This window comes from Enterobacter cloacae complex sp. SHL009 (genome assembly GCF_049237205.1).
GTDB lineage: Bacteria > Pseudomonadota > Gammaproteobacteria > Enterobacterales > Enterobacteriaceae > Enterobacter > Enterobacter cloacae_M.
This window is the reverse complement of the sequence record NZ_JBMKIW010000004.1, coordinates 1-11,483: the sequence shown is the minus strand read 5'-3', so window position 1 is coordinate 11,483 and position 11,483 is coordinate 1. Positions and strand designations below refer to the sequence as shown.

Sequence of the window (11,483 nt, the reverse complement as noted above, 5' to 3'; positions counted from 1 at the left end):
GAACATGACTGTAACGACTTTTTCCGAACTTGAACTCGATGAAAGCCTGCTCAATGCACTTGAGAGCAAAGGCTTTACACGCCCGACCGCCATTCAGGCAGCGGCCATTCCGCCTGCGCTTGAGGGCCGCGATGTGCTCGGTTCTGCGCCAACCGGCACGGGGAAGACAGCAGCCTATTTGCTGCCTGTGTTGCAGCATCTGCTCGACTTTCCGCGTAAAAAATCTGGCCCGCCGCGTATTTTGATCCTGACGCCGACGCGCGAACTGGCAATGCAGGTTGCCGATCACGCGCGTGAACTCGCGGCAAATACTCATCTGGATATCGCCACCATCACCGGCGGCGTTGCGTACATGAACCACGCCGAAGTGTTCAGCGAAAACCAGGACATCGTCGTTGCGACGACGGGCCGCCTGCTGCAGTATATTAAAGAAGAGAACTTCGACTGCCGCGCGGTTGAAACGCTGATCCTCGACGAAGCCGACCGCATGCTGGACATGGGCTTCGCTCAGGATATCGAGCACATTGCTGGCGAGACGCGCTGGCGCAACCAGACAATGCTGTTCTCTGCCACCCTCGAAGGGGAAGCGATCAAAGACTTCGCGGAGCGTCTGCTGGAAGATCCGGTGGAAGTATCGGCGACGCCGTCCACCCGTGAGCGTAAGAAGATCCACCAGTGGTACTATCGCGCGGATAATCTCGAGCACAAGGTCGAATTGCTGAAACACCTGCTGAAGCAGGAAGATGCGCTGCGCACAATCGTGTTTGTGCGTAAGCGCGAGCGCGTGCACGAGCTGGCAGAAATGCTGCGTAACGCCGGGATCAATAACTGCTATCTTGAAGGCGAGATGGCGCAGATCAAGCGTACCGAAGGCATTAAGCGCCTGACCGATGGCCGCGTTAACGTGCTGGTTGCCACAGACGTGGCCGCTCGCGGGATCGACATTCCGGACGTCAGCCACGTGATCAACTTCGATATGCCGCGCAGCGGCGATACCTACCTGCACCGTATTGGCCGTACCGGTCGCGCGGGCCGCAAAGGTATTGCTATCTCACTGGTTGAAGCGCATGACTACCTGCTGCTGCAGAAAATTGGCCGCTATGTTGACGAGCCGCTGAAAGCGCGCGTTATTGATGGCCTGCGCCCAACCACGCGTGCGCCGAGTGAAAAAATGACGGGTAAACCGTCCAAGAAAGCGCTCGCAAAACGTGCTGAGAGAAAAGAGAAAGAAAAAGAGAAACCGCGTGTGAAGCAGCGCCACCGCGATACCAAAAATATTGGTAAGCGCCGTAAGCCAAGCTCTGCCGCACCAGAGACGAAAACTGAAGAGTAAAAAAAAGCCGGGGAAATCCCCGGCTTTTTTATTCCCCCCTGCTGAAGCCGTTACAGGCTTTCAGTAAAGGTACGGGCGATAACGTCGCGCTGCTGTTCTGGAGTCAGTGAGTTAAAGCGAACCGCATAGCCAGACACGCGGATGGTCAGCTGTGGGTATTTTTCTGGGTGCTCAACGGCATCCATCAGCGTTTCGCGGCGCAGCACGTTAACGTTCAGATGCTGACCCCCTTCCACGCGCACTTCAGGCTGCACTTCCATAGGAACTTCACGGTACTCAATTTCGCCCAGTTTGTTTACCGGTACGATTTCATCTTCAGCAAAACCCGCTTTCGCAACGACGCAGCGCGCTTCGTTCTTCTCGCTGTCCAGCAGCCAGAAAGAATTGAGCAGATCGTCATTTGCAGCTTTAGTAATCTGGATACCTGTAATCATGTGTTGCCTCCCTTAGGCTACATTAACTGGTGTCGGCCTGTTGCGGCCAATTGGTAAAACCATTGTTTCTTGTGTGTATATATAACATTCACACCCCGGTGATTTATTGATTTAAATCAACAAAAACACCAACCATATAAAGAGTGTGGTTTGAATTTATTGCTTCAGATCAATTTCACAGTTTTACCAATTCAACTTACCCTGCATCTTTTCAAAATAAATTTAGCCACTTAGCACGTATTTCAGCGCGTAATTTTGCTCACCGGAGTGAAACAGGTAAGCTAGTCAGAGATTGAGATTCGCAGGAGAGCGAGATGACGACACCTTTAACCTGGCATGACGTGCTGGCAGAAGAAAAGCAGCAGCCTTATTTTATCAATACGCTCAGCACCGTTGCCGCTGAGCGTCAGTCCGGACAGACGATTTACCCGCCGCAGAAAGACGTGTTCAACGCCTTTCGCTACACCGAACTGAGCGATGTGAAAGTGGTCATTCTGGGTCAGGATCCCTATCACGGCCCCGGGCAGGCGCATGGGCTGGCGTTTTCCGTTCGTCCGGGCGTGGCTATACCCCCTTCTCTGCTCAACATGTATAAAGAGCTTGAAGCAACAGTGCCCGGTTTTACCCGGCCAAACCACGGTTACCTGGAAAGCTGGGCGCGCCAGGGCGTGCTGTTGCTGAATACGGTGCTTACCGTACGGGCGGGTCAGGCGCACTCGCACGCCAGTCTGGGCTGGGAGACGTTTACCGATAAAGTCATCAGCCTTATCAACGAGCATCGTGAAGGGGTGGTGTTTTTACTCTGGGGTTCTCACGCGCAGAAGAAAGGGGCGATTATTGACCGTCAGCGTCATCACGTGCTGAAAGCACCGCACCCGTCACCGCTGTCTGCGCATCGCGGTTTCTTTGGCAGTAATCATTTTGTTCTGGCGAATGAATGGCTGGAAAAACGTGGCGAAAAGCCAATTGACTGGATGCCTGTATTACCGGCAGAGAGCGAGTAGTTTGAGTTTGTATGCCCGGTTCACCGGGCATACAAAAAGCACAATGGATTATGCCTTATTCTGGCGCCACCATTCGGCCAGCAGTACGCCGGTCGCAACGGATACGTTCAGGCTTTCCACATTGCCTGTTCCGTCGATAGAGACGCTCAGATCCGCACTGGAGAGCGCCGCGTCAGACAGACCATCACGTTCCTGACCCAGCACCAGCACCATTTTGCGCGGCAGCGTCGCTTTAAACAGCGGCGTACCGGCATGGCTCGAGGTGGTCACGATGGAATAACCTGCTTTACGGAACTGCTCGAGGGCGTCCAGAACGCTGTCGCCGGTGATCGGCTGTACGTGCTCGGCTCCGCCTTCCGCAGTACGGATCGCTGCGCCGGATTCCAGCAGCGCGGCATCCTGCAACAGCACGCCTTTCACGCCAAAGTGCGCGCAGCTGCGCATCATTGCGCCCAGGTTGTGCGGGTTGCCCACATCTTCCAGCGCCAGCACGCAGTCATCGGCATCCGCCTGGCTGACCCACTGCTGCACGGTCGTGCCGTTACGCTTTTTGATCAGGAAGCAGACGCCGCCGTGGTGTTCAGTACCGGACGCTTTGGTCAGCTCAGCATCATCAACCACGTGGTAGGCTTTACGGTTCGCAGCCATCCAGCGCAGCGCTTCTTTGAAGCGCGGGGTCACGCTCTGGATAAACCAGGCGCGGACGATACACTCAGGACGGCTCAGGAACAGCGCCTGGCAGGCGTTCTCGCCGTACACGCGGGTCTCTTCCGCACGCTGACGGCGCAGCACTTCCGGGTCGATGAAGCTTTTACCGCTGATACCGCCGTGATCGGCTTTTTCCGGTGTCTCATCGCCAGGGGCGCGAGAAACGGTGCGCCACGGGGAGGCGTTATCACGTGAGAAGTCATCGCGCGGACGATCGTCGCGTGGACGGTCACTGCGTGGGCGGTCGGAACGCGGACGGTCATCGCGTTTGCGATCGTCACGTTTGCGGTCATCACCGCGGTTATTTCTGTCATCGCGGGCGGGGCGACGGCCACCGTCTGCACGAGAAGACGCCGGACGCCCGCCACCTTTTCCGGTACGCGGATTTTGGGTGCGTTTATCAGAGTCATCATCACTGCGGACATACATCACTTTGACCTTGCCGCTTTTGTTTTTCATTTCGTCGTTCATGCTTTTCTCCACCAGCGCTGCGCGAAGCGCGCAGATTACCCGATGTGCCAGCGCATAGCCATAATTTCGTACAAAAGCCTGTGACTATTGTTCTCATTGAATAAAACGCATTGTTGTTTCAAACAGGCTCATTGATAATATGTAACATATTAGAAACATTATCGGCGTTGTGCCGCTGTCCCACGGCTCTATCAGAGGTTAGTTATGAATACCGTATGTGCCAACTGTCAGGCTCTTAATCGCATTCCGGACGATCGGATGGAAGATGGTGCGAAATGTGGACGTTGTGGCCATGAATTATTTGATGGCGATGTCATTAACGCGACGGGTGCTACGCTGGACAAACTCCTCAAGGACGATCTTCCTGTCGTGATCGATTTCTGGGCGCCATGGTGCGGCCCATGCCGTAGCTTCGCGCCGATTTTCGAAGATGTGGCCGAAGAGCGCAGCGGAAAAATGCGATTCGTTAAGGTCAATACCGAAGCCGAACCCGAACTGAGCGCCCGTTTTCGTATTCGCAGCATACCGACCATTATGATTTTTAAAAATGGTGAAGTAATCGATATGCTCAACGGCGCGGTTCCAAAAGCGCCTTTTGAAAGCTGGTTAAACGAGTCTCTGTAACATTCTCGGGGCACGTCTTGTGCCCCGCTCCCGCCTCTGCGAAAATAGCGTTTTTCCTGCATTTCGCCCATGACTGATAACGCCGTTCTTAAATTACGCGCCGAACGCCTTGCGCGCGCCACCCGACCGTTCCTCGCCCGAGGCAACCGTATTCGCCGCTGTCAGCGCTGCCTGCTGCCGCTGAAGGTTTGTCTGTGCGAGACGCTGGCACCGAGTACGGCACAAAGCCGTTTTTGTCTGGTCATGTTCGATACCGAGCCGATGAAACCCAGCAATACGGGGCGTCTTATTGCCGATATTCTGCCGGATACCGCCGCGTTTCAGTGGTCTCGTACAGAACCCCCTCAGGCGCTGCTCGATTTAGTTACAAACCCCGACTACCAGCCAATGGTGGTATTTCCGGCGTCCTACACGGGAGAACAGCGTCAGGTTCTTTCTGCGCCGCCGTACGGTAAACCACCTCTGTTTATCATGCTGGACGGTACATGGACCGAAGCGCGAAAAATGTTTCGCAAAAGCCCCTATCTCGACGCGCTGCCGGTCATTTCTGTCGATCTTTCCCGCGTCTCCGCCTACCGCCTGCGTGAAGCGCATGCTGACGGGCAATACTGCACCGCCGAAGTGGCAATTGCGCTTCTGGATTTAGCGGGAGATACCGCTGCGGCTGGGGCTCTGGGCAACCATTTCTCATGCTTCCGGGAGCGCTATCTGGCGGGAAAAACCGTTCATAAGGGCAGCGTCACAGCGCCCGAGCCAGAAAGCGTTTAAAATCATCAGGTCGCTTGCATTCACAGGAGGCCTGCATGAGCCAGCGAGGGTTAGAAGCGCTACTTCGTCCTAAATCCATTGCCGTTATCGGCGCATCAATGAAACCGGATCGTGCTGGCTATCTGATGATGCGCAATCTGCTGGCCGGGGGATTTAATGGCCCCGTCCTGCCCGTCACACCGGCATATAAGGCGGTTCAGGGAGTGCTTGCATGGCCTGATGTACAGAGCCTGCCTTTCGTGCCGGATCTTGCCGTACTCTGTACGAACGCGAAGCGCAACCCGGAGCTGCTGGAATCGCTCGGCAAGAAAGGGTGTAAAACCTGCATTATTCTCTCGTCTCCGCCTGAACAGAAAGCCGAGCTTCTGGCCTGCGCCAGCCGCTATCAAATGCGCATTCTCGGGCCAAACAGTCTGGGCCTGCTCGCCCCCTGGCAGGGGCTGAATGCCAGTTTCTCCCCGGTTCCAATCCGCAAAGGCAAACTGGCGTTTATCTCGCAGTCGGCTGCGGTATCGAACACCATCCTCGATTGGGCGCAGCAGCGTGAAATGGGATTCTCCTACTTCATTGCCCTGGGCGACAGCCTGGATATCGACGTTGATGAGCTACTGGATTTTCTGGCGCGTGACGGCAAAACCAGTGCGATCCTGCTTTATCTTGAGCACCTCAGCGACGCGCGTCGTTTTGTCTCGGCTTCGCGAAGCGCTTCGCGCAATAAGCCGATCCTGGTGATCAAAAGCGGACGCAGCCCTGCGGCACAGCGTCTGCTGCATTCTCATTCCGGCATGGATCCCGCCTGGGACGCCGCCATTCAGCGCGCGGGGTTGCTGCGGGTACAGGATACGCACGAGCTTTTTTCCGCCGTTGAGACGTTAAGCCATATGCGCCCGTTGCGCGGTGAGAAGCTAATGATTGTCAGTAACGGTGCGGCCCCTGCCGCGCTCGCGCTGGACGAGCTGTGGCGGCGCTTCGGCAAGCTGGCAACGCTGAGTGAAGAGACGCTGCAGCGCCTGAAAGAAGCGCTTCCGACCAGCGTGACGCCCGGCAATCCGCTTGATTTGCGCGATGACGCCAGCAGCGACCGCTATATCAGGGCGATATCCATTTTGCTGGATAGCCAGGATTTCGATGCGCTGATGATTATCCACTCCCCCAGCGCGGTCGCGCCGGGCAGTGAAAGCGCGCGCTCGCTTATTGATGCCGTGCGCAACCATCCACGCGGTAAATACGTTACCCTGCTCACCAACTGGTGCGGTGAGTTTTCCTCTCAGGAGGCACGGCGCTTGTTCAGCGAGGCCGGGCTGCCAACCTACCGCACGCCGGAAGGCACCATCACCGCATTTATGCATATGGTGGAATATCGCCGCAACCAGAAACAGCTGCGTGAGACGCCGGCTTTGCCGGGGAATCTGACGGCGAACACCGTCGACGTTCACCGGCTGTTGCAGCAGGCCATTGAAGAAGGCGCGACCTCGCTTGATACCCATGAGGTCCAGCCCATTCTGGGCAGCTACGGGATGCAAACCCTGCCGACCTGGATCGCCAGCGACAGCGCAGAGGCCGTGCATATAGCCGAACAGATTGGCTATCCGGTGGCTCTGAAGCTCCGCTCCCCGGATATCCCGCATAAGTCTGATGTTCAGGGGGTTATGTTATACCTGCGTACGGCGACTGAGGTGCAGCAGGCAGCTGATGCTATTTTCGACCGGGTAAAAATGGCCTGGCCGCAGGCAAGGATCCACGGATTGCTGGTGCAAAGCATGGCCAACCGCGCAGGAGCCCAGGAATTACGGGTGGTGGTTGAACACGATCCCGTCTTCGGACCGCTCATCATGCTGGGGGAAGGTGGCGTTGAGTGGCGCCCGGAGGAGCAGGCCGTGGTGGCGTTACCGCCGCTGAACATGAACCTGGCGCGGTATCTGATCATCCAGGCGATCAAAAGTAAAAAGATCCGTGGCCGGAGCGCGCTGCGCCCGCTTGATATTGCCGGGTTAAGCCAGTTCCTGGTGCAGGTCTCTAACCTGATTGTGGATTGTGCCGAAATCCAGCGGCTGGACATTCATCCGCTGCTCGCCTCGGGCAATGAGTTTACGGCGCTGGACGTGACCCTGGATATCGCACCATTCGAAGGAGACAGAGAGAGCCGTCTGGCGATCCGCCCGTATCCTCTGCAGCTGGAGGAGTGGGTTGAGATGAAGAATGGAGAACGCGCCTTGTTCCGCCCTATTCTGCCGGAAGATGAGCCCCAGCTGCGGGCCTTTATCTCTCAGGTCACGAAAGAGGATCTTTATTATCGCTATTTTAGCGAAATCAACGAATTTACCCACGATGATTTAGCCAATATGACCCAGATCGACTACGATCGAGAAATGGCGTTTGTTGCCGTTCGTCGCTCCGATAAGGGGGATGAGATCCTCGGCGTCACGCGTGCGATTTCTGACCCGGATAACGTCGATGCGGAGTTTGCGGTGCTGGTGCGCTCCGATCTTAAAGGCCTGGGTCTGGGGAGACGGCTGCTGGAAAAACTCATCAGTTATACGCGAGATCACGGATTGTTACGCCTTAATGGCATTACTATGCCTAACAATCGCGGTATGGTGACCCTGGCGCGAAAACTTGGGTTTGACGTTGATATTCAGCTGGACGAAGGTATTGTGGCCTTGTCCCTCAGTCTGAGATCATCAGACAAACGCGAGTAAGCTACTGGAAATGTTACCCACTTTGGACGGGACTGGTGGTATCATTGTCCGCTTATGTTGTTTGCATGGTACAGACAACCCTTCAATGAACAGAGAAGAAACGCACTGTGATGTTGTCAAAATTTAAGCGTAATAAACATCAACAACACCTTGCTCAACTACCGAAGATTTCTCAGTCAGTTGATGATGTAGAGTTCTTTTACGCTCCCGCTCATTTTCGGGAGACGCTTCTGGAAAAGATTGCCAGCGCCACGCGACGCATTTGCATTGTGGCGCTCTATCTTGAACAGGATGAAGGCGGGCGCGGGATCCTGAACGCGCTCTATGAAGCCAAACGTCAGCGACCAGAACTTGATGTTCGCGTGCTGGTAGACTGGCATCGCGCTCAGCGTGGCCGTATTGGCGCTGCCGCCTCAAACACTAATGCCGACTGGTATTGCCGTACGGCGCAGGAAAATTCTGGCGTTGATGTGCCTGTTTATGGCGTCCCGGTAAATACCCGTGAAGCGCTCGGCGTCCTTCATTTCAAGGGGTTCATCATTGATGACAGCGTGCTGTACAGCGGTGCAAGTCTGAATGATGTTTACCTGCATCAACTCGATAAATATCGCTACGACCGCTACCATCTGATCCGTAATCCGCAGATGGCCGATATCATGTTTAACTGGGTTGATAAAAATCTGGTCCATGGACGCGGTGTTAATCGCCTTGACGATCCCGAGCGTCCTAAAAGCCCGGAAATCAAAAACGATGTTCGCGCCTTCCGTCAGGAGCTGCGTGATGCGGTCTATCATTTCCAGGGCGATGCGAACAACGAAGAGTTATCCGTTACCCCGCTGGTAGGGCTCGGCAAATCAAGCCTGCTTAACAAAACGATCTTCCATCTGATGCCGTGTGCAGAGCAGAAACTTACCATCTGTACGCCGTACTTCAACCTTCCTGCCGTGCTGGTGCGTAATATCATTCAGCTGCTGCGCGACGGTAAAAAAGTGGAAATCATCGTTGGTGATAAAACTGCAAACGACTTCTTCATTCCTGAAGATCAGCCGTTCAAAATCATCGGTGCGCTGCCTTATCTCTACGAGATTAACCTGCGCCGTTTCCTGAGCCGTTTACAGTATTACGTAAACACTGACCAGTTGGTTGTGCGTCTCTGGAAAGATGAAGACAACACTTACCATCTGAAAGGAATGTGGGTCGACGATGAGTGGATGCTGCTGACCGGTAACAACCTGAACCCACGCGCGTGGCGACTGGATCTGGAAAACGCTATCCTAATCCATGACCCGCAGCATGAGTTAGCCGCAAAACGTGAACGTGAGCTGGAGCTGATTCGCACACATACCACTGTGGTGAATCATTACCGCGAACTGCAGAGCATTGCCGATTACCCGGTGAAAGTCCGCAAGCTTATCCGCCGCTTGCGTCGTATTCGTATCGACCGACTTATCAGCCGTATTCTGTAATGTCCAGGCCCTGCCACACGCAGGGCTTTTTTATGGAGCCCGTTGATGCGTATTCCTCTGTTACTGAGCGTCCTTTTTCTGAGTGGCTGTAGCCATATGGCCAACGATAGCTGGTCAGGACAGGATAAAGCCCAGCATTTCCTCGCTTCCGCGATGTTGTCTGCAGCCGGTAATGAATATGCGCAGCATCAGGGATACAGCCGGGATCGCAGTGCGGCAATTGGGTTGATGTTCTCAGTCAGTCTTGGAGCATCCAAAGAACTGTGGGATAGCCGCCCCGCAGGGAGCGGCTGGAGCTGGAAAGATTTCGCCTGGGATGTCGCCGGCGCAACGACCGGCTATGCCGTGTGGCAGATGGCGCGCTATTAAAGTCGAATGCCTTTCCCTTTGCGATGCAGCATCAGGGAAACAACAAAGGCCAGTGCACCCATTATCGTTACGTACCAGAAGAATGTCGTTTCACTTCCCCATGATTTAAGCGATAACGCAACGTACTCCGCCGATCCGCCAAACAACGCATTAGCTACCGCATAAGAGAGCCCTACCCCTAAAGCACGTACCTGCGCCGGGAACATTTCGGCTTTCAGTATTCCGCTAATAGAGGTATAGAAACTGACAATCACCATCGCCAGCATCACCAGCGCAAACGCGGCATACGGCGAAGTCACGTGCTGAAGGGCAGACAGAATAGGTACGGTACATAACGCCGACAGCCCGCCAAAAATCAGCATCGACGTTCGTCGACCGATTTTATCCGAGAGCGCACCGATAATAGGTTGTATGAGCATAAAGACAAATAGCGCCACGGTCATGACTACGCTGGCAACGTTTGCATGCATGCCGGTGGTGTTCACAAGGTACTTTTGCATATAGGTGGTGAACGTGTAGAAACTAAGAGAGCCGCCCGCAGTAAAGCCCAGTACCATAAGGAAAGCTTTGCGGTTACGCCATAACCCTTTGAATGTTCCAGCCTCCTTCAGCGTTCTGACTTCCTTCTGAGAGGTTTCATCTAACTGACGGCGTAGCCAAAGTGCGACAACCGCCAGTACTGCGCCCATCGCGAAAGGAATTCGCCATCCCCAGGCGTGAAGTTGTTCGTCCGTCAGGATTTGCTGCAGGATCACCACCACAAGAATGGCCAGCAGTTGACCACCAATCAGCGTGACATACTGGAATGAGGCGTAAAAACCTTTACGGCCTTCCAGTGCAATCTCACTCATGTAGGTCGCACTGGTACCGTATTCTCCGCCCACCGATAATCCCTGAAATAAGCGGGCCAGTAAAAGTAGCGCCGGTGCCCAGGTACCTATCGATTCATATCCCGGTAAGCAGGCGATCACCAGAGAACCAAAGCACATCATGCACACCGAGATCAGCATAGAAGTCTTACGGCCACGACGATCCGCAATGCGACCGAACAACCAGCCCCCGATGGGCCGCATTAAAAACCCTGCGGCAAAAACCCCCGCCGTTTGTAGCAGCTGCGTTGTGGTGTTGCCAGATGGGAAAAAAATATGTGCGAAGTAGAGTGAACAGAATGAGTAGACGTAAAAGTCGAACCATTCAACCAGATTCCCTGAAGAGGCGCTGACTATTGCCCATACCCTTCTTCGGGTATCACTGTTAGCCAGCGTCCCGTTTGATGTAATGCTTTCTGTCATTGTGATTATGCTCCTGCCATAAACAGCGGCGTATTGAGTCAGGAGACTCAATTACCTCGTAAATGAAATGTTATAATTTTGTTATAAATAACATTGCGACAGGGATCACACATTCCATTAGCAGGATAAGGGATTAAGAGGAAGGCCAGAGAGGATAAGCACAAAGCAAAAAACCCCGCACCTTACGGTGCGGGGTTCTTCTATTTGGTGCCTGGCAGTTCCCTACTCTCACATGGGGAGACCCCACACTACCATCGGCGCTACGGCGTTTCACTTCTGAGTTCGGCATGGGGTCAGGTGGGACCACCGCGCTAA

The 11,483-nt window shown here is 54.5% G+C and carries 10 protein-coding genes and 1 rRNA gene; 7 read left to right on the top strand and 4 right to left on the bottom strand.

All coding sequences use genetic code 11. The annotated features are described in order from the left end of the window. Positions 1 to 4: 4 nt before the first annotated feature. On the top strand, positions 5 to 1,333 hold the full coding sequence (srmB, locus tag ACOTZC_RS11095; protein ID WP_023344704.1) for an ATP-dependent RNA helicase SrmB: 1,329 nt from the start codon (positions 5 to 7) through the stop codon (positions 1,331 to 1,333). Positions 1,334 to 1,383: 50 nt separating this feature from the next. Here the strand turns inward: srmB and grcA are convergent, their stop codons facing one another. Next, positions 1,384 to 1,767, bottom strand: coding sequence for an autonomous glycyl radical cofactor GrcA (gene grcA / locus ACOTZC_RS11090; RefSeq protein ID WP_029741127.1), 384 nt, complete (start codon positions 1,765 to 1,767; stop codon positions 1,384 to 1,386). Between the two features lie 314 nt (positions 1,768 to 2,081). On the opposite strand from grcA, the gene ung reads away from it, so the two are divergent. Next, positions 2,082 to 2,771, top strand: coding sequence for a uracil-DNA glycosylase (gene ung, locus ACOTZC_RS11085; protein WP_023308856.1), 690 nt, complete (start codon positions 2,082 to 2,084; stop codon positions 2,769 to 2,771). Positions 2,772 to 2,819: 48 nt separating this feature from the next. Here ung and ACOTZC_RS11080 read toward each other — a convergent pair whose 3' ends face one another. Next, positions 2,820 to 3,950 carry a tRNA/rRNA methyltransferase gene (locus ACOTZC_RS11080; protein ID WP_029741125.1) on the bottom strand — a complete coding sequence of 377 codons (1,131 nt, stop codon included), beginning with the start codon at positions 3,948 to 3,950 and terminating at the stop codon, positions 2,820 to 2,822. Positions 3,951 to 4,154: 204 nt separating this feature from the next. Between ACOTZC_RS11080 and trxC the strand changes: the two genes are divergently transcribed. The 5 genes from trxC (at position 4,155) to ACOTZC_RS11055 (ending at position 9,876) form a co-directional block, all read left to right on the top strand. Then, positions 4,155 to 4,574 (top strand): thioredoxin TrxC, encoded by a 420-nt coding sequence (gene trxC, locus ACOTZC_RS11075; protein WP_023308858.1) that lies wholly within the window; start codon positions 4,155 to 4,157, stop codon positions 4,572 to 4,574. 69 nt (positions 4,575 to 4,643) lie between these two features. Further along, entirely contained in the window at positions 4,644 to 5,342 is a 699-nt protein-coding gene (gene tapT / locus ACOTZC_RS11070) for a tRNA-uridine aminocarboxypropyltransferase (RefSeq protein WP_421635770.1), read from the top strand. Between the two features lie 35 nt (positions 5,343 to 5,377). Beyond that, positions 5,378 to 8,041, top strand: coding sequence for a bifunctional acetate--CoA ligase family protein/GNAT family N-acetyltransferase (locus ACOTZC_RS11065; RefSeq protein WP_045399420.1), 2,664 nt, complete (start codon positions 5,378 to 5,380; stop codon positions 8,039 to 8,041). 110 nt (positions 8,042 to 8,151) lie between these two features. Continuing rightward, the gene (gene pssA, locus ACOTZC_RS11060; protein ID WP_047173864.1) at positions 8,152 to 9,507 is read left to right on the top strand and encodes a CDP-diacylglycerol--serine O-phosphatidyltransferase; all 1,356 of its coding nucleotides are present in this window, start codon (positions 8,152 to 8,154) and stop codon (positions 9,505 to 9,507) included. Between the two features lie 45 nt (positions 9,508 to 9,552). Continuing rightward, a complete protein-coding gene (locus ACOTZC_RS11055) occupies positions 9,553 to 9,876 on the top strand; it encodes a YfiM family lipoprotein (RefSeq protein WP_032659514.1) in 324 nt (107 codons plus the stop codon). On the opposite strand, the gene ACOTZC_RS11050 is transcribed toward ACOTZC_RS11055, so the two are convergent. Further along, on the bottom strand, positions 9,873 to 11,168 hold the full coding sequence (locus ACOTZC_RS11050; protein WP_045355288.1) for an MFS transporter: 1,296 nt from the start codon (positions 11,166 to 11,168) through the stop codon (positions 9,873 to 9,875). The genes ACOTZC_RS11055 and ACOTZC_RS11050 overlap by 4 nt on opposite strands. A gap of 209 nt (positions 11,169 to 11,377) precedes the next feature. After that, positions 11,378 to 11,483, bottom strand: a 5S ribosomal RNA gene (gene rrf / locus ACOTZC_RS11045); the annotation flags it as partial.

Bases quoted from the DNA above. Each gene is read 5' to 3' on its own strand.
- ACOTZC_RS11050 (WP_045355288.1), bottom strand. From the start codon at position 11,168: ATGACAGAAAGCATTACATCAAACGGGACGCTGGCTAACAGTGATACC.
- trxC (WP_023308858.1), top strand. From the start codon at position 4,155: ATGAATACCGTATGTGCCAACTGTCAGGCTCTTAATCGCATTCCGGAC.
- ACOTZC_RS11080 (WP_029741125.1), bottom strand. From the start codon at position 3,950: ATGAACGACGAAATGAAAAACAAAAGCGGCAAGGTCAAAGTGATGTAT.
- ACOTZC_RS11055 (WP_032659514.1), top strand. From the start codon at position 9,553: ATGCGTATTCCTCTGTTACTGAGCGTCCTTTTTCTGAGTGGCTGTAGC.
- ACOTZC_RS11065 (WP_045399420.1), top strand. From the start codon at position 5,378: ATGAGCCAGCGAGGGTTAGAAGCGCTACTTCGTCCTAAATCCATTGCC.
- ung (WP_023308856.1), top strand. From the start codon at position 2,082: ATGACGACACCTTTAACCTGGCATGACGTGCTGGCAGAAGAAAAGCAG.
- pssA (WP_047173864.1), top strand. From the start codon at position 8,152: ATGTTGTCAAAATTTAAGCGTAATAAACATCAACAACACCTTGCTCAA.
- tapT (WP_421635770.1), top strand. From the start codon at position 4,644: ATGACTGATAACGCCGTTCTTAAATTACGCGCCGAACGCCTTGCGCGC.
- grcA (WP_029741127.1), bottom strand. From the start codon at position 1,767: ATGATTACAGGTATCCAGATTACTAAAGCTGCAAATGACGATCTGCTC.
- srmB (WP_023344704.1), top strand. From the start codon at position 5: ATGACTGTAACGACTTTTTCCGAACTTGAACTCGATGAAAGCCTGCTC.